The 16,898-nt window shown below is 63.6% G+C and carries 17 protein-coding genes and 1 tRNA gene; 11 read left to right on the top strand and 7 right to left on the bottom strand.

The genetic code is table 11. The annotated features are described in order from the left end of the window. Window positions 1-342, bottom strand: a 342-nt coding sequence (locus A5740_RS00625) for an Hsp20/alpha crystallin family protein (protein ID WP_076190737.1), incomplete at its 3' end; no start/stop codon positions are given. Window positions 343-1,099: 757 nt separating this feature from the next. Then, window positions 1,100-1,816, bottom strand: coding sequence for a DUF1326 domain-containing protein (locus tag A5740_RS00635; RefSeq protein ID WP_371454695.1), 717 nt, complete (start codon window positions 1,814-1,816; stop codon window positions 1,100-1,102). A gap of 102 nt (window positions 1,817-1,918) precedes the next feature. On the opposite strand from A5740_RS00635, the gene A5740_RS00640 reads away from it, so the two are divergent. Further along, window positions 1,919-2,356 (top strand): rhodanese-like domain-containing protein, encoded by a 438-nt coding sequence (locus A5740_RS00640; protein WP_076190643.1) that lies wholly within the window; start codon window positions 1,919-1,921, stop codon window positions 2,354-2,356. 57 nt (window positions 2,357-2,413) lie between these two features. Next, a complete protein-coding gene (locus A5740_RS00645) occupies window positions 2,414-2,713 on the top strand; it encodes a hypothetical protein (protein ID WP_371454698.1) in 300 nt (99 codons plus the stop codon). A gap of 1 nt (window position 2,714) precedes the next feature. Here the strand turns inward: A5740_RS00645 and A5740_RS00650 are convergent. Then, window positions 2,715-2,787, bottom strand: a tRNA-Arg gene (locus A5740_RS00650). A 399-nt stretch (window positions 2,788-3,186) separates the two neighbouring features. Between A5740_RS00650 and A5740_RS00655 the strand changes: the two genes are divergently transcribed. From A5740_RS00655 to A5740_RS00665, 3 genes are read left to right on the top strand one after another with little or no spacing between them, the layout of a single operon-like run. Then, window positions 3,187-4,452: an amidase domain-containing protein gene (locus A5740_RS00655; RefSeq protein WP_076190741.1), complete on the top strand. Its 1,266-nt coding sequence runs from the start codon at window positions 3,187-3,189 to the stop codon at window positions 4,450-4,452. Continuing rightward, window positions 4,449-4,883, top strand: a complete 435-nt coding sequence (locus A5740_RS28145) for a hypothetical protein (RefSeq protein ID WP_139334863.1) — start codon at window positions 4,449-4,451, stop codon at window positions 4,881-4,883. The genes A5740_RS00655 and A5740_RS28145 overlap by 4 nt, the downstream gene beginning before the upstream one ends. Window positions 4,884-4,943: 60 nt before the next feature. Next, window positions 4,944-5,297, top strand: a complete 354-nt coding sequence (locus A5740_RS00665) for a hypothetical protein (RefSeq protein WP_076190648.1) — start codon at window positions 4,944-4,946, stop codon at window positions 5,295-5,297. Here A5740_RS00665 and A5740_RS00670 read toward each other — a convergent pair. Then, window positions 5,294-5,599 (bottom strand): WXG100 family type VII secretion target, encoded by a 306-nt coding sequence (locus A5740_RS00670; protein ID WP_076190649.1) that lies wholly within the window; start codon window positions 5,597-5,599, stop codon window positions 5,294-5,296. The two genes, A5740_RS00665 and A5740_RS00670, sit on opposite strands and share 4 nt — an antisense overlap. After that, window positions 5,596-5,889: a WXG100 family type VII secretion target gene (locus tag A5740_RS00675; RefSeq protein ID WP_076190651.1), complete on the bottom strand. Its 294-nt coding sequence runs from the start codon at window positions 5,887-5,889 to the stop codon at window positions 5,596-5,598. Before A5740_RS00675 ends, A5740_RS00670 begins: the two co-directional genes overlap by 4 nt. A gap of 379 nt (window positions 5,890-6,268) precedes the next feature. On the opposite strand from A5740_RS00675, the gene mraY reads away from it, so the two are divergent. Then, on the top strand, window positions 6,269-7,348 hold the full coding sequence (gene mraY / locus A5740_RS00680; RefSeq protein WP_076190653.1) for a phospho-N-acetylmuramoyl-pentapeptide-transferase: 1,080 nt from the start codon (window positions 6,269-6,271) through the stop codon (window positions 7,346-7,348). A gap of 23 nt (window positions 7,349-7,371) precedes the next feature. Here the strand turns inward: mraY and A5740_RS00685 are convergent, their stop codons facing one another. Beyond that, entirely contained in the window at window positions 7,372-10,515 is a 3,144-nt protein-coding gene (locus A5740_RS00685) for an arabinosyltransferase domain-containing protein (RefSeq protein WP_254849039.1), read from the bottom strand. A gap of 172 nt (window positions 10,516-10,687) precedes the next feature. Between A5740_RS00685 and A5740_RS00690 the strand changes: the two genes are divergently transcribed. Together A5740_RS00690 and A5740_RS00695 are read left to right on the top strand one after the other, a co-directional pair. Then, window positions 10,688-11,302, top strand: a complete 615-nt coding sequence (locus tag A5740_RS00690) for a TetR/AcrR family transcriptional regulator (protein ID WP_254849036.1) — start codon at window positions 10,688-10,690, stop codon at window positions 11,300-11,302. 68 nt (window positions 11,303-11,370) lie between these two features. Continuing rightward, window positions 11,371-12,021: a VC0807 family protein gene (locus A5740_RS00695; RefSeq protein WP_305800095.1), complete on the top strand. Its 651-nt coding sequence runs from the start codon at window positions 11,371-11,373 to the stop codon at window positions 12,019-12,021. A 104-nt stretch (window positions 12,022-12,125) separates the two neighbouring features. On the opposite strand, the gene A5740_RS00700 is transcribed toward A5740_RS00695, so the two are convergent. Beyond that, on the bottom strand, window positions 12,126-12,722 hold the full coding sequence (locus tag A5740_RS00700; protein ID WP_076190657.1) for a TetR/AcrR family transcriptional regulator: 597 nt from the start codon (window positions 12,720-12,722) through the stop codon (window positions 12,126-12,128). 79 nt (window positions 12,723-12,801) lie between these two features. Between A5740_RS00700 and A5740_RS00705 the strand changes: the two genes are divergently transcribed. From A5740_RS00705 to A5740_RS00715, 3 genes are all read left to right on the top strand, one after another. Beyond that, window positions 12,802-14,235 (top strand): ABC1 kinase family protein, encoded by a 1,434-nt coding sequence (locus tag A5740_RS00705; RefSeq protein ID WP_371454699.1) that lies wholly within the window; start codon window positions 12,802-12,804, stop codon window positions 14,233-14,235. Window positions 14,236-14,296: 61 nt separating this feature from the next. Next, window positions 14,297-15,709, top strand: a complete 1,413-nt coding sequence (locus A5740_RS00710) for an AarF/ABC1/UbiB kinase family protein (protein WP_083653890.1) — start codon at window positions 14,297-14,299, stop codon at window positions 15,707-15,709. Next, on the top strand, window positions 15,696-16,877 hold the full coding sequence (locus tag A5740_RS00715) for a cytochrome P450 (RefSeq protein WP_076190661.1): 1,182 nt from the start codon (window positions 15,696-15,698) through the stop codon (window positions 16,875-16,877). The genes A5740_RS00710 and A5740_RS00715 overlap by 14 nt, the downstream gene beginning before the upstream one ends. Window positions 16,878-16,898 lie beyond the last annotated feature (21 nt).

The raw sequence follows: 16,898 nt of genomic DNA on the forward strand, positions 1-16,898 counted from the left end.
GACACCGTTTTCGTACGTGGCGGAGATCGCCGAGGTATCGATCCCGTCGCCGAGCGAGAGCTGACGTCGATAACGGCCGAAGAACCGCTCATTGGCCAGCCACTGGACCGATTCCTCGGAGCGTGCGGTGCGATGCGCCGAGATGGTCAGTGTGCCGTTGTCGACGTTGACGTCCACCGAGCCGGGATCGATGCCCGGGAGATCGGCCGTCAGGACGTAATGGTCACCGATCTTGCAGAGGTCCATCGGCATGAACCTGGGTGTGCGCGTTGACCCAGTTTCACTCGACAGCAAACTCCTGGTCAACACGTCAAGGTCGCTGAAAGGATCAAAACGAAGCACAGCAATTCACCTCCCGTAACGTCTCAGAGCCCGCCACCCTGGCGGGCAGCCAATCACTGTGCATCGCCGATGTTAGCACTCGGCATGGGAGAGTGCCAGAATATTTTCGACGCCTTTTACGAGAGTTACCCCATGTCGGAGCGGGTGTCAGAAACGAGAAACGCCGTGACGAAAATCCTGGTTCGGATTTCCGTCACGGCGTTCCCGTGATCAAGCCGTCTCAGTCGTCGTGACCGTGGCCGTGTCCATGTCCGCGACCATGCCAACGAGGGCCGTGGTCATACCAGCCCCATCCGGGGCCTTCGACACAAGCCTGCACGTAGCCGTACGGCCCCGTTGCGCAAATGTTCGGACCTGCCGAGGCCGGAGCTGCCCCGGCAACTGCCACTCCGACCGGTACCGCCAACGCACCGAGCCCGACCGCTGCGGCCCTCATCAGTTTCGAACGGATCATTTTCACCTCCGGGTTGTTTGCTAGTACGAGCTCAGAACCCCCGTCTGGAGATAACATTAGTACATCTCATCATATTCCTGAGAATCGCCTGTTACCGCGTCGTGCAGCCAATTTGCTCTCAGCGGGCTCTTCCCGGTCAGAACGGTGGATATATTTGCCATAACAATCAGGTCTCGGCGCGGCCAGTTCGGAGTGTTGCCAGACGGTCCATGTGACGCGCGGGTCTCCTGGTGTAAGCGCTTCCTGCGACGAGTTTCGCTGTCCGGCTGGACTGCCACGACGCGGGCACAGGATCGCCCCGTCTCAGCAGCCGCAATTACAGGACGAACGCTCGGCGCCGTCACCGGTATTGCCAGAACCCGTGTCCTTGGATTCCGGACGCCAGTCGAATGGGAAGTGCTTACTCGATCCACCGGTGTGCTCGTGCGACCACTCGAAGCCCACGGCGTGGTCTTCCTTGACCACACCCCAGGTCGCCACCTGGCCAGGGCCGACCTCGGCGCCCGGCGCATTGACGGTGGTCACCCGGCGGTTCGGGTCGGCCGTCGGTCCGGTCAATGCCTCCACCTTCAGGTCCACCTTGCCGGGGATCTCTGCGCGCCAGTAGGCGAGATCCGCGGCGGCCTCGAAGTTGATCGGGGCGTATTCGATGCCGCGCATCTCGGAGATCAGGCTGGCGAACTCGGCCGGCCAACCGCCTTCCTTACCGGTGAAGATTCGCTCGAGCGCGTCACGCTGCGCGGCGTCGCCCTTCTCGTCGATGTAGAACATCAGCTTCATCGTCGCGTTCGGATCGCCGATCCACATGTTGCCGGCGAACTCGCCGAGGGCGATCACGCTGAGACCCGTCAAATCGGTGTCACCGAAATGGCCTTCTCGGACGTGCCACACCAAGGTGAACAGGCAATCGCCGTGCGTGGGCTCCTGGGCGAAGCTGCACGGGCATGGCAACTTGCAGCTGCACACGTCGAACCATTCTCCGCGCAAATGCCAATCGATCTGTGTCGACGAAATTGTCATTGCTTCCGCTCCTTTGGTTGATGCCGCTCTATACCCCCCAGGGGTATGCGACGCGGTGAACGTAACACCCGTTGGAACTCGCACGCAAGTACCCCCTGGGGTATGCTGGTCGGCATGTTCGAGCGGATGGGCATGGGTGCATTGGTGGTCGTTGCCTCGGCGTCGCTGGCATCGTGCGGTGTATCCACCGAGTCGCCGTCCACCGCGATCGAATCCGGCACCGCGCACCATCGCCTGGTCGGCCCGGATGAATTCGCCGCCGCCGTAGGCGAATCCGACACCGTGACGATCAACGTCCACGTGCCTTACGAGGGCGACATCGCCGGTACCGATCTGTCGATCCCATTCGATCGGATTGCCCAGGAATCGGACCGGCTGCCCCGCGATCGCAGTGCCCCGATCGCGATCTACTGCCGAACGGGTCCCATGAGCGCAACCGCGGCGGAGACGCCGGCGTCGATGGGCTACACCGACGTGGTCGAGCTCGACGGCGGGATGAAGGCCTGGCAGGCCAGCGGCCGCCCGCTCGTCAGGAACTGAAAGCAACCCTTCGCTGCCCGCCAGGCACTTCGAACATATGATCGACATGTGGGCGATATGCAGGCCATCGGCTACGGCGGACAGCCGGTCCGCGACGTGTTCCGCGTCGTCCGGCCGCCGACGGTGGTGCTGGTCGACCTGGTCGCGCTGTTTCCTCGGGAACCCCACTCTGCCGGGCGCTACCACCCCTTGGGCATTCAGATGGCCCGCGTCGTCGAAGGCCGGCTCACGTGCTGGGCCCTGTGCGAGCAAGGCCAATGGTGGGGACTCGTCACCTACCCCGTCCGGTACGGCGCCGAGGTCAAGACCGTCACGCACTGGGTTCCGGGGTGGGTGCTCAAGCCGAAGAAGTCGTGAGTGCCCCCGGCAGGATTCGAACCTGCGACACCGGCTTTAGGAGAGCCGTGCTCTATCCCCTGAGCTACGGGGGCGGGCGACCTATTGAATAGGTATGGAAAACCCATAGGGACGATTCATGCTAATCGGCGAACGGGGAATCGGCGGCATCGGGCCCATCGCGGGCTGGTGTTTGTGTTGTGGGAGCGTCTGGTGAGCTGTGTGGGTTGTGCGACTGGCCAATGGGTAGGGGTGTCCCCTTGGGGGTGCTCAGGCCGCTGTCAGTTGTTGGTGGCATCGGTGGATGAATGTGGCGATTGCGTTGCGCTCAGAATTTAAGTGGACTTTGATTCATCGGCGCCACGGCCGTCCGCCTATACCAATGATGCTATTGCGCTGCGGGGCCCGTTTGGTCGCTGTCGGAAGCTCTACCGTTCCCGTGTACCGTACCGATAGGCGTGCTGGCGGCACGGACAGGGGCCGGGGGACCAAAGGTGGTGACGTTCGCTGAGTTGCGCGACGCCAAGCCTCAGCTCTGGAACGCTGCTGCTCAAGATCTGCGTAAGGCCGCTCAGCAGTGCGAGCGGGTCGTCGGCGACATATACGACAACGGTGTCCAACCGCTCAAGGAGAGTTGGGCAGATCATGTAGGTCAGCTCGCGGTCGGGGTGTTGAAGGACATCGCCACGAAGGCCCAGACAACCTCGGTGCTGGCCCGTGCTGGTGTTGAACCAGTCGATGCGCTCGACAATGCGGTGCTGACGGCCCAGAACGAGTTGGAGAACGGTGTTCGTTTGGCTGAGGCGAACGGACTGAAAGTTGATCCGGTCAGTGGAAAGGTGTCACTCCCCAGATCCCTGGGCGCAGAGGCAGATCCAGTGGCCATGCTGATGACCATGAGTCAGGCACAGGCCCTCATCAACGATGCGATCGAGGCGGCCACCCAAGCCGACAACCTGTGTATGGATGCGTTGCGGGCAGCCAATGACAACGCTGTCAATCCAGAGACCACTGTGGAGCAGGCACAGGAAGTGCAGAGCGAGAACGTCAGGCGGGCTCTGGAGGAGATCCGTGACACGCTTCCCGATGGGTTGTCGCCGTCGGAGGTCGCGGCGTGGTGGAACGGGTTGACCCCGAAGGAGCAGTTCGACCTTCAGCGTGCGGTGCCGGTCGAGCTGTCCGACTTGGAAGGCATCCCGGAATCCGTGAAGTCCCAGTTGACCAACGATGGCCGTGGTTACAACCCTGTCGAAACAGTCAGGTGGGCAATCGATAATGCTCACAACGACGGACTGGACAGGCTGGACAACAACTGCACGCTATTTGCCTCCGAAGCGTTGCGTGCTGGGGGCTTGGACGAGAAAGACGGGCAGTGGAGCAAGCGGGACTGGCTGAACCCCGTGCCCAATATCCCCGGGTTGAACGGCAAGGACCTTGATGGCCAGCGGTACACCACGTCGTGGTACAACGCCGACCAACAGCGTGACTTCTTCTTGAACAACGGCGGGTCGGAGGTCTCGCTGCCCCAGGCGCGTCCCGGTGACGTCATCTACTTCAATTGGGCCGACCCCGAACTGCATAACGGTGAGGTCAGCCACCACACCGCAGTTGTGACGGCTGTACTTCCCGATGGGGAGGTGCTGTATACGCAGCACACCCCAGGTGCACTGAATTATGGCTACGAAAGCCGGCTGCCCGTCAGAGCGCAAGAAGAGGGCGGAGCAGGCGTGACGATCGTTCGGCCGAAGGAGACCTGGTGAACGACTCAGCAACACGCCGTTTGTCCGCGCTGCGCAATCCGCTCTGGTGGTTTGTGGCGTCAGGGCTGTTGCTGGGCGGTTCCCTAGTGCCGATATATCTGGGCTCGCGTCGTATCTCGCAGTGGGTGAGCACAATTGAAGCTGCGGATTGTCTCCCGCCGTGGCCTGACGTTCCCGTGCTTGGTGGTATCGGATGGTCTGCGGTCTATCTCGCGATTCTTGCCGTTCTTTGCTTGTTCATCGGGCTGGTGCTTTTCCTCACCAGCCAGCGCAGGATCTGGGTGAAAACTGTTGTGACGCTGGCGGGGATATGCGTTTTGCTGGTGGCACTGGTGGTGATGGCCATGGGATATACCGACGCCGGCCAACAGATCGATCGATATACCGTCAGCGGCAGCGACGGAGGGCCGCTGTGTCCAGCATCCGGATAAGCATGTGCACACTGAGATCTATGACAGGGTTGTTCAGTTGCTTTCAGGAGACAGCGGTTCATGAGTGACGATGACCTGAACATCGAACCCGGTGCCGTGGTCTCTAGTGGCCAGCGATTGACCGATTTGGCTACGGCGGCCAAGACGCAGAACGCGACATATTTCACGTCGCAGGTGCCGGCAGCGGCCGGCAATCCCGGATTCTCGGCCGGTGCTGCGCTGATGGCTTTCGCCCAGACGCTGCACTCGAAGATGGACGGGTTTGTCGATGAACTAGCTCACAACGGCGAACAAGTCGTGGCCTCGGCCCGGTCGGTGCAGCAGGTCGACGCAGACACGGCCAACGGGTTCAACCGAGAAATGGCTGCGCTCAACGGACTGTCCCAACAGCCCCGACCTGCTCCAGGTCGCTAAAGCTGGGCGCCGGCGTCGTGGACGCGGGTGGCGGCACCGGTATCGGTGTTGCGGTAGGAGTCGGCGGCTAACTGCAGTGCCTGGGCCTCGTCCGTCAAGCCCTGAATCATCAACCGGAAGCCTTCATTCCATTCATCCCAGGCCGCTTGGCACGCATCGGCACCCGCACCGGTCCACCCGCTGCTCAGCAGATCGGCCATCCGCCCGGCAAGGTTCATGTGCCGATCGATGAGCTGATTGGCTACCGAGTCGGCGAATACCGCGTGCTGTGCCAGCTCTTCGGCGGTGACCTTCAGGCTCACGAGAACCTCGCCTTGTTGGCTGCGATGGTCTCCTGGAAGCTGCGGTGGGCATCGGTGGAGGCGCGATGCAGGCCTTTGATGCCCTCGGAGAGCAGTTGTGCGCCTTTGGCCCACTCGGCTTGGGCTTGGGCGTGCTTGGCGGCGCCGTCACCCTCCCACCGGGTATGCAGGCTGGCGACCCGGGTTTCCAGCGCGGCGATCTGCTGCTCGATTTCGGTGTCGAAACCCGCCAGCTCGGCGATCACCTGGTCCAAGGACCCGAGATTCACTTTGACTTGTTCGTTGCCCACGGTGCTCTCCCCTCACCGAAACTGTCCCGCCGCCCCCGCGTTCCGGAATCCGCCCCTGCGCGTTCCGGCGCGCTCATCCGGCCCGTCCCAACCTGCGTCGTCGGGATTTTCAACAGGCCCCAGGGGCTAGGGACCTATCGAAATAGGTTTTCTACAACCATAAGGGACGACTCATCGTAGTTGGCGAAGCGCCGATCAGCGGCATCGGGGCTATCGCGCGGGGGTGTTCACGTCGGCCGGAAGCCATGAGGAGATCGGCCGGGCGAATGTCGCCGGCGCTCGCGTAACAGGGGATCGGCCATACTGGCCCGATGGGGGGATGGGGTTTCAATCGGGTGCAGTTGTCGACCGGATCAAGCGGTAGCGACCGGCGTCGCCGATGAGCCAGATACTGTTCGCCGCGGGCATCGCCGTGGTGGTCGCGCTTCTGCTGACCCCTGTGCTGATCCGGATGTTCACCCGGCTGGGCTTCGGCCAGGAAATACGCGACGAGGCCCCGCAGGCCCACCAACGCAAGCGTGGCACCCCGACAATGGGCGGTCTGGCCATCCTCACCGCGATCTGGGCAAGCTACTTGAGCACCAACCTCATTGGGCTCGCATTCGGGGGAGGCGGCCCGTCAGCATCTGGTCTGCTGGTTCTCGGACTGGCCACCGCACTGGGTGCGGTCGGCTTCACGGATGACTACATCAAGCTGCGGCGCGGACGCAATCTCGGCCTGAACAAGCGAGCCAAGTCTGCTGGGCAACTGGTCGCCGCAGTCCTTTTTGCCGTACTCGCGCTGCAGTTCCGTAACGCCGACGGACTCACACCGGCAAGCACCGAACTGTCCTACGTCCGCGAAATCGCCTCGTTCACGCTGGCGGTTGCGGGGTTCGTGCTGTTCTGCATCATCGTGGTCTCCGCGTGGTCCAATGCCGTCAACCTCACCGACGGTCTCGACGGACTGGCCGCAGGCACCATGGCGATGGTGAGTGCCGCCTACGTGCTCATCACCTTCTGGCAGTTCCGAAACGCGTGTGCCCTCATCCAGGAATCCGGTTGCTACCACGTCCGCGACCCTCTCGATCTGGCCCTCGTCGCCGCGGCCACCGCAGGCGCCTGTATCGGATTCCTATGGTGGAATGCCGCACCCGCCAAGATCATCATGGGAGACACGGGTTCGCTCGCGTTGGGCGGCGTCATTGCCGGCTTGTCGGTGGTCAGCCGCACCGAGCTCCTGGCCATCATCCTTGGTGCCTTGTTTGTGGCCGAGGTGACCTCGGTCGTCATCCAAGTCGTAGCGTTCCGCACCACTGGACGGCGGGTCTTTCGATTGACCCCGCTGCACCACCACTTCGAGCTGATGGACTGGCCGGAAAGCGCACTGACGATTCGGTTCTGGCTGATTGCCGCAATCGCCAGCGGCCTCGGAGTCGCACTCTTCTACGGCGAATGGTTGACGGCTGTCGGAGCCTGAGCGCTGGGCGGATGGCGGAACGCTCACGGCCCGATGCGAATCGGGCCGGGGCTCCAGAGTCCAGAGCGGACGGCGGTTCCAAGCTGCAGGTCGGCTTCGGGGGCGTCGACGACGGGCGTGAACTGGCGCAATGAGCCCCAATCACGGCCCCAGTCGCGGGACAGGTACGTGGGCATGACGTGAGCCCGCAACAGTAGGTCGCTGATGCCCAACGGGCCGCCGTTGTCGCCGGACTGCCAGGTGTCCGGCATTTCGATCTTGGCCGGGTAGTCCGGCGAGATTCGATAGTTCGGAATCTGGGCGACGCCGTTGGCGTGCAACATGGGCTGCTGGCACGGAAACACCAGTCCCACAGCCCAATCCATCAGCACTGGCTGTGTGGAGCCGAGGTATTCCTGCACCGATCGGAGTTCGGGTACGCGTGGCGGGCTGACGGCGATCCAATCGCCGGGGTTCAGTGAGCGGTCGTCGGCGACAACCCTGACGTAGGAGGCGTCGGCGGGAATGGCCGTGCGCGGGAAGCGCAGGTTGCGCCAGGCTGGCTGTGGTCCGATGTCGTAGGGGACGAGTTGCCCGCCGGGTACGGGCGCGCCGTCGAGGCCCGGTGTGCCGTATTCCAAGGTGACGGTTTGGGCTGCGGTATGCCCGGAGAGGACGCTGTTGCCGGTGATGGTGCCGGCGGCGGTGATCACCACGAGGGGATGGGCGGCGTCGGCGGGCGGAAGGCGATACCACGCGGACGTGAGAGTGCTGACCTGTTGCGGGCCGGCGGTGAAGCTGCCGGCCACCGGAACGCGGGTAGGGTCGAGATCGTAGGGCAGCACGATGCTGGAGCCGTTGACCCCGGGCTGATCCAGAGCGGTCGGTGCATCCCAGTCATAGTCGGTCCCGGATTTTGCCTGGCTCTGCCAAATGGACTCTGCCAGAGTGTGGTCGGGCGCGCCGTTCGGGTCGAAGCCGATCGGCTGGGTACCGCCCAGTGGTCCCAAGGAGCCGTAGTCGCCGGGCAGTGGCGCGAGGAATCCGGCGTTGGCGTCGGGTTCGACAAGAACATCGTCGGCCAGCCCGCATCCGCCGGCCAACTCGCGCAGGTTGGCCCAGCCGTTGGAATAGCTGGGGTACTGCTTGATTGCTCCGGTCAGCATCGATCCGGTACACACCAGCACCATCAGTCCCGCTGCCGCGGGCACCGGTGCTGCGGTCAGCATGCGAGTCAAAGGCGCGGGAGGTCGTTTCGGCGGGACCAGGTGCAGCCAGGCGGCATAACCGGCGGCTGCGAGAGCCAGCCAGAGGAACACGGCGCTCACGGTGACCGGACCCCAGTGTGGGCTGCTGTCGTTGAACGGCACCCCGTAGCTGGAGACGTACCAAAACCCGTTGGTGGAGGCGAAGCACAACGCGAGAATCAGTAGCACGATGGACAGAAACGCCGCCTGGTTGCGTCGCGCGCGCAGCACTGTCGGACCGAAGAGCACGGTGGCCACTGCCGCCATCGCCGCGCCGACGGCGGAGAACAGCCCGAAATGGTGGATCCACTTGGTCGGGGCGAATGTCAGCAGGAAGATGGTGGCGAAAATTACCCCCATCAGTCGCCACACTGGCCCTACTGCGATCCCAGGTATTCGCTTGCGGTGCAACAAGAGAAGCATCGAAGCGAACAGGCATGCCATCGTAATCAAGATCCCGAAGCGACGCGACAAGGCGGCGTCGGTGGTCGGCAAGAACAGGTAGAAATAGCGCAGGTTCTCGGTGTACCAAGGCTGAGCGGGCCCGATCGCGGTGCGTACCGTCGTGGCTTCGTGGACCGCTGCCAAGGTTTGGTCGGCGAAGATCACCGTGAGCACCACGAACCCGGCCGCGGCCAGGGGCAGCAATACGGGCCAGATGCCTACCGATTTCGCGCGAGTGACGATGATCCGCACAATCGGTCGCCCACCGGCCAGTAGCACGGCCACGGCGATGATCCCGGTGGGCTGGATGCCGAGAGTGAACGCGGCGACCACGATCGCCAGCCCGACGGGTGTCACCCGCCGTGTCGTTATGGCGCGCTCCACGAGAACGTAGGTGATGAGGGCACCGGTGGCGATCTGTCCTTCGGGCCGCAACCCGTTGTTGAACGGCATCCACGCGGCGATGAAGACCAGTGCCGCTGCCCATACCGCGGCGCGGTTTCCCACCACCGCTCGCCCGAGCCGGGGCAGGACTTCCCGGGAGAGCAAGAGCCAACACACCAGCGCACATACCAGGTCCGGCAGGCGCAACCACAGGCTGGCATGGCTGACGTGGGTCATCGCCGCGATCAGCTCGTAGTACCAGCCGAAGGGATCTTCGGGGCTGCCGTACCAACGGAAGTAGTTGGCCATGTAACCGGCGTGGCTGGACGTGTTGGCCATCCCGAATTGATAACCGTCGTCGGAGGATCCAGCGCCGGCGACAAACCAGACCGTCGACAACACGATGACGGTGGCGTCCACGGCGGTGAACGTGCGCCAGCGGGTCGGAACGAGGCGGCGCGCGCGCCGTCCGTCGAGGCGGTCAAGTCGCCACAACGCCAACAGCGCGACAACTGTGCCCAGGACGCCGGCGACCATCGCGGCGGATTTCAACGACGACGGAGAGCTGGTGTACCGGGTGTCGATGTCCGCGGAGAATGACAGTCCGGCCGGTGCGGGACCGCTTAGGTCGGTGAACACCCCGACGATCTGGGGTCGCAAGTTCGCATCGGCAAAGCCGCCGCGCAACGGCCCGCCGGTGTCCGGATCGTTCAGTCCTTCGATTGCGGCGAATGTGCCCGCTGTCGAGGAGGACAGCTGCAGCCGCTGACACTGCCGGTCGCTCATTCGGCTGCGCGGCACGCTGAGGACCACCACGTTGCGGGCGATCACGTCGACCCGTTGCGCGGTGGCCGTGACGAACAGCCCGTTGAGCATTGCCTGCTTGCCGGCTGTCGGCGCAGTACTCAGCACCACGCCGCCAGAGATGGGCATTTCGCGAAACACGTTGCACGGCACCGACGCTTCCAGCGACACCGGGGTCAGTGCGACCAGCGGCGCGGTGACGCTGCCCAGCTGTCCGGCCTGCGGCCATTGCAGCGACGCGGTGGTCTGCACCACCGGCAATACGGGGATCAGCGCACTGGCCACGAATCCCACCAGCCCGGCAATCATTGCGACCCATCGGGTTACTAGTAACGGCCGGTGGTTTCGTGATGCCGGCACGTCGGATGGTTCGCTACCGGTCGCATGGGGAATGTCCTCGACGAGGCTCATCGAGCGCCCCTCGCCCTCGTGTTCGCGCGCACCGCATCATCAGTATCTGAAACAAGTGTTACAGTCAAGTGTGCCGCGACCGTTCGATCACAACAAGCGCGAAGAGTTATTGGCCACCGCAGGTGCGATTTTGGCGCGCACCGGGGTCGTTGATACCTCGTTGCGTGAGCTCGCATCCCAGATGGGGACCAGCGCCCGGATGCTGGTGTACTACTTCGGCACCAAAGAGCAACTAATGCTCGAAGTGCTGAACCGCCAACAGCGCGCCGCGATTCCGGAGACAGAGGATCTGGACCTGCCGGAGTCTCTTGCCGCACATCGCGAATGGTGTTTCGAAGACTGGTACGAATGCACACGCGGTGAGCGTCGTGACAGCCTGCGCGTCGTGCTGCAGATCTTCGGTGCCGCGTGTGGCGTCGACAGCCCGTACCGCGAATACACCTGGGACACCCTGTCGCTGTTGACGCGTAACTCCAAGGCTCGTCTTCTCGCGCTGGGGATGCCCGCCCACGTAGCCGAGACCCGCTCGCGTATCGCGCTGGCCGCGTTCCAGGGTTTCATCATCGAGTTTTTCACCGCACCCGATCCAGCCGTCGTCGATGAGACGTTCGCCCGGTTCGTCGACGAATTTCTGCTCGCCCCTTTCGGCACGGCCGACACATCGGACGTCGGAGATCCACGTTGAGTGCCCGCAGCAACGTCGGCCTGTCGAGACGGGCCGGTTTCGCCGACCTGCGCCGAGGACTTGTCAGCTTGGTGATCGGCTTCGCCGCGTACTACGGGGCCCGATATTGCGGACAAAATCCGTTGGAAGCGCTGCTGATCAGCACGGTCGCCTCGACGCTGCGGGTCGGCTACTCAGCCTGGCGGACGCGTGCCTTCGACCCCATCGCGGGATTCCTGATGGCCGCCAACGGGATCACGCTCATCGTTGGACTGCTGTCCCAATCCCCGGTGATCACCATGCTCGGGCAGCACATTCCCGGTGTCGTCTTTCAAGTCTTCCTGATGGTGGGACTGGCCCGCAATCGGCCTGTCACCGAAGCACTGCTTGCCTGGCTACGGCCGGACTGGGTCGAGCAGCAGATCGCCAAACACCGTTGGACTGCCGCAGAGATCGAGGGCTACCACCGCAAGCAGATGCGCCTTACCCTCGTTGTCGCCGCCGCCGGACTCATCCACCTCATCGCCGCGGCTGCTGTCATTTTCACGCTGCCCGTCGACGTCGCCGCAGGAATGCTCGGCGTGCTCGCGCTCACCACAGACGCCATCATCCTGACGGTCGTCATCGCGGGTGTAGGTCGATTACTGGGTAAGCACCGGATAGGCGACTTCAACCTTCGGCGGCCGGCGCCACTGAGGCCCAGGCGCTGGACCAGATCGTCGAGGAAGGGTGCGGGATAGCCCGCTGTCGGACGTATTGGTCGCGTTCATGCTCTCCCCATCCTGGACCACGCCGTCCGTAGCGTTCGGCGACAGCCTGATGCGCGCCTGGCAGCAGCCTGCCATCAGTCGAGCGATTGGACGCGTGCGGCGAGGGTGGCCGTCCATTCGGTCAGGTACTCGTCGTCTGATGACGGTGCTGTTGAACGCCGAAAGAGGTTGGTGGCGAAGCGTTCTCCAAGGAGGCTGTTGATTCCAAGGGAGGCTAGAACCCTCGTCTGTCCAGGTGTCGTGTCCGGTGCCCAAGCGTTGATCCATCCGTTTAGTTCGTCGGAGAGCCCGTCGACGAGCGCGGCGTATGCGGTGTCGAGGCGATCCGACAGTCCTGCAGGGGTACGGGCAGCGATCCGGAGTAGTTCGCTTTCCTGGTCGATCACCGTGAGCAGGTAGCGACCGAGCACGGTCAGTTCACTGTGCAAGTCCCCGAGCCCGGCGAACAGCGCACGGATGTCCTGCATGGCTGAGCGGCGGTCCAGTTGACGGTCGATACCGGCTGACAGGAGGGCGTCTTTGGATTTGAAGTGGCGGTAGAGCGCACCGGATCCGGCGGACAGGCCTGCTGCGGCTTCGATCTGAGACACGCTGGTGGCCTCAAAGCCCTTGTCGCTGAACAGTCTCATCGCCTCGGTGACCAGCCGTTCCCGGGTTGACGGGGCTGTCATCGTTGACCTCCTGCAAGTGATCACTTACTGTACGTATGAATACACTTTACAACGGGCTCAACCCGATGGGAGCGATTCGATGCCAGAACGCGACAGGACAGTGCCGCAAGGTCGATTACGCCGCACCATGCCCCTGGCCGGGTTCACCGCGCGCGCGGCCGGTGGGCGCCTGGTCGCCGGACTGCGGGAACGCGTTGGTGACGATGGTGCCGTTGAGCGGTTCCACGAACGCGCCGCCGACCGTTATGTCGAGCTGCTGGGCCATTCCAAGGGTGCGCTGATGAAGATCGGACAGCTGTTGTCGATGGTTGACACCGGTGGTCTGGGCACCGGCGGCTTCGCGCCGTATCAGCAGGCTCTCATCCGCCTGCAGGCCTCTGCCCCGCCGATGGCGCCCGAATTGGTACGCGAAATTCTCGAGGCCGAACTTGGTACTGCCGTGGTGCGCTTTACCGAGTTCGATGACAAACCGGTTGCCGCGGCTTCGATCGGCCAGGTGCACCGTGCGACCTTGTGTGACGGCCGCCGGGTTGCGGTGAAAATTCAGTATCCAGGTGTGGCAGAGGCGATCCGCGCAGACCTGGCCAACACGGAGCTGGTGGCCACATTCCTGCGGTTTGTGACCTCGGCATCGGGCATGGTGCTCGATCCCCGGCCGCTAGCGCAGGAGATGACGGAGCGGATCACAGAAGAGGTCGATTATCGGCGCGAAGCGGCGATGATCACCCGGTTCAGTGAGCTGTATCGCGGCCACCCGTTCATCCGCATCCCCGACGTCGTGCCGGAGGTATCGAGTGACCGAGTGTTGACAATGACTTATTTGGACGGGATGGACTGGGCCGCAGCGCAACAGGCCGACCAAAGCCTGAAGAACACCTGGGCCGAAGTGATCACCCGATTCACCGACGGGAACTACCGGCATGCCAATTTGATGCACAACGACCCGCACCCCGGAAACTACCGATTTCACCCCGACGGGACGGTGGGCATCGTCGACTTCGGATGCGTCAAGGTCCTTCCCGAGCTGATGCGCCGGGCGTCTCTTGGGGTCATGCGCGCGGCGATCGACGGCCGCGCCGAGGATCTGCGGGACTGCATGGTGCAGGCCGGGTTCATCACCGAAGGCTCTGCACTGACGGCCACGGAAGCACTCTGGTACTGGTCGCAGGTGTTTTACGAGATGGCCGTCGCGCCGCAGCCCGTGACGTATGCCGCCGACAGTTCAGCGCGCACTGCCCACTGGGTTTTCGGGCTGCACGACTCGTCGAACCCGCTGACCCGTATGAACGCTCCCGGCGACCTCGTGTTCGCGCCCCGCATCCACACCGCCCTGAGCAATGTGTGCAGCGGCCTGACGGCCACTTTGCCTGCGCGTGCCATCACCGACGATATGGACGGAATCGCAGAACCCACAACCGAGCTGGGCAAGCGGCATCACGTTTGGGTGCGTGAACGTGGCCTACCTGGCGCATTTGACGACCACACCCTAGCCCGGGGCTCGGCCCGATGCTGACCCCGCGTTCGCACTGCCCGCTGCAAGGAAAACTCGCGATGTCGCTACGGATGGAGATCGGATGAGTCCGTCAGACAACGTGGTGCCCCGTGGCCGGGTTCGGCGCACCATGCCGCTGGCCGGGTTCACCGCGCGCGCTGCCGGTGGGCGCCTGGTCGCCGGACTGCGGGAACGCGTTGGTGACGACGGTGCCGTTGAGCGGTTCCACGAACGCACCGCCGACCGTTATGTCGAGCTGCTCGGCGCCTCTAAAGGCGCCTTGATGAAGGCCGGCCAGATTCTGTCGATGATCGATGCCGACGCGCTCGGGAACGACCAATTCGCCCCCTATCAGAAGGCGTTGTCTCGGCTGCGGACCGCCGCACCGCCGATGCCCGCCCACCTCGTACACGCGGCGCTCGACGACGAGCTTGGTTCAGGTATCGAGCGTTTCGCTGAATTCGATGATCAGCCGATCGCGGCGGCATCGATAGGACAGGTGCACCGGGCGGTGTTGCGCGACGGACGAGCGGTGGCGGTCAAGGTCCAGTACCCCGGTGTGGCGCAGGCAATCCGAGATGACCTGGCCAACACCGAGTTATTGCTCACGTTCATGCGGCTGGGGGCCGCCGCGACTGGCATGACCATCGACATCCGGGCCATGGCCGCCGAGATCACCGCGAGGATCACCGAGGAAGTTGACTACCGGCACGAGGCCGCGATGATCACCGCATTCGCCGATCTCCACCGCGGCCATCCCTTCATACGCATCCCCGAAGTGATTCCAGAGGCATCCGGTGACCGGGTACTGACCATGACCTATCTCGACGGGATGGATTGGGCCGCAGCTCAACACGTTGACCAAGACTTGCGGAACACCTGGGCCGAGGTGATCTTCCGGTTCATCAACAGTGGTTCCCGTCACGGCAACCTCGTCCAGGTAGACCCACACCCCGGCAACTTCCGCTTCAACCCCGACGGAACTGTCGGCTGCCTTGACTTCGGCTGTGTCCAGCTGTTCCCTGAGAGACCGCGTTGGCTGTTCCTGGCGTTGATGCACGCCGGGATGGAGGGCCGCTATGACGATTGCCGCGACTTCATGCTCCAGATGGGACTGATATCTGACAAAACATCGCTCAGCCCTGAAGAACTGCGACGCATTGTCTCGGAGGTGGCCTATGCGACCAACCTGCCTCAGCCAGTGACCTATACGCCAGAAATTGCAAGGCGGACCTTGCAGGCGATGTTCGGTGGTGATCAGAATTTTCGGCCGACCGGCGACATGGCAGTGACCCGTGAATTCGTGTTCCTGCCCCGACTCCAGATCGCCTTCGATCACATCGCGGCCGGATTGCGGGCGACTGTCCCCGTGCGGTCCATCCTGGAAGATCTTTCCGGCGTCGCTGAGCCCACCACCGAACTCGGCAAACTGCACCATGCTTGGGTACGCGAACGAGGACTGCCCTGCGGATTGGATCACCATGACCATCCCTGACCTCACCGCTGCGCGACTGCCCTGGGACGCCGCCGACCCTTACTCGTTCTACGAAGCGAGGCGCTGTGACGGCGACGTTGTCTGGGATGACACTGCCCAGGCGTGGCTGGTCCTCGGCTATCACGCGGCCCGCGACGTACTCGCCGGACCACAATGGACCAGCGATCCTCGCGCCAACACCGCTACCACCGATGCGGCCGAATTCTTCAACTCAGCTTTCATCGAAGCCAGCATGTTGTTCACCGACGGTGCCGCCCATGATCGGTTGCGCGGCGCTGTGCGGGACGTATTCGGCCGGTCATTTATCAACCAGCTCACCAACGGAATCGAATCCATCTGCCTCGATACGGTTTCCACGATTCCCACCGGCCACACCGTCGACGCGATGACGCAGATCGCCCTCCCCATGCCGATCGCGGTGATCGGCGCATGGCTGGGCCTGGACACCGACCAATGCGCAGCACTGCGCGAGAATTCGCCCGCCATCATCCGCCTCCTCGGCGGATTCGCCGACCAGGACGAACTCGAACGCGGAATCGGAGCGGCCGCGGCATTACTTACCGAGATGCTGCCGGCAGCTGCTGACCGCCGCGCTCATCCTCGTGATGATCTGCTCAGTTACATCGCCGCCGACCCCGACCTCACACTCGATGAGGTCGTCACCACCGCGGTCCTCATCGCGGTAGCCGGGCATGAAACCACCGCAAATCTGCTCGGCTCCAGCCTCATCCGCCTACTCACCCCCGATCGCGACGGTCTGTGCCCGGCAGACGGGATCGACTCGGCTGACCCGGCAGTCATCACCGAACTATCGCGTCTCGACGCCCCTGTCCAAGCCACCACGCGCACCGCCACCGCCGATCAGACCCTGGCAGGCATCGATATCCGTCGCGGCCAAACCGTTCTGGTCTGTGTAGCTGCCGCCAACCGTGATCCCCGCGTCTACACCGATCCAGACCTGTTCTGCCCCGGCCGACCAGGACCTGCCCCGCTGACCTTCGGCCACGGAGCCCATTACTGCCTGGGCGCCCCGTTGGCGCGACTGGAAACCACCGCCGCCCTAGGCCACATTCTGCGACGCAGACCGGCACTGACGGGCACCCCCACCTGGCGCGACACGCCTGCCATCCGGGGACCAGTGAGTGTCCCGATGCGCTTCACCCAGTAAGTTCGCTACGAGCGCGCGGGG

The organism is Mycobacterium sp. GA-1841 (genome assembly GCF_001954135.1).
Classification (GTDB): domain Bacteria; phylum Actinomycetota; class Actinomycetes; order Mycobacteriales; family Mycobacteriaceae; genus Mycobacterium.

What these genes read in the sequence shown, in the direction of transcription:
- A5740_RS00665 (WP_076190648.1), top strand. Translation starts at nt 4,944, where the DNA reads ATGAGTGACGATGACCTGAACATCGAACCCGGTGCCGTGGTCTCTAGT.
- A5740_RS00645 (WP_371454698.1), top strand. Translation starts at nt 2,414, where the DNA reads ATGCAGGCCATCGGCTACGGCGGACAGCCGGTCCGCGACGTGTTCCGC.
- mraY (WP_076190653.1), top strand. Translation starts at nt 6,269, where the DNA reads ATGAGCCAGATACTGTTCGCCGCGGGCATCGCCGTGGTGGTCGCGCTT.
- A5740_RS00700 (WP_076190657.1), bottom strand. Translation starts at nt 12,722, where the DNA reads ATGACAGCCCCGTCAACCCGGGAACGGCTGGTCACCGAGGCGATGAGA.
- A5740_RS00640 (WP_076190643.1), top strand. Translation starts at nt 1,919, where the DNA reads ATGCTGGTCGGCATGTTCGAGCGGATGGGCATGGGTGCATTGGTGGTC.
- A5740_RS00635 (WP_371454695.1), bottom strand. Translation starts at nt 1,816, where the DNA reads ATGACAATTTCGTCGACACAGATCGATTGGCATTTGCGCGGAGAATGG.
- A5740_RS00685 (WP_254849039.1), bottom strand. Translation starts at nt 10,515, where the DNA reads ATGATTGCCGGGCTGGTGGGATTCGTGGCCAGTGCGCTGATCCCCGTA.
- A5740_RS00705 (WP_371454699.1), top strand. Translation starts at nt 12,802, where the DNA reads ATGCCAGAACGCGACAGGACAGTGCCGCAAGGTCGATTACGCCGCACC.
- A5740_RS00710 (WP_083653890.1), top strand. Translation starts at nt 14,297, where the DNA reads ATGAGTCCGTCAGACAACGTGGTGCCCCGTGGCCGGGTTCGGCGCACC.
- A5740_RS00715 (WP_076190661.1), top strand. Translation starts at nt 15,696, where the DNA reads ATGACCATCCCTGACCTCACCGCTGCGCGACTGCCCTGGGACGCCGCC.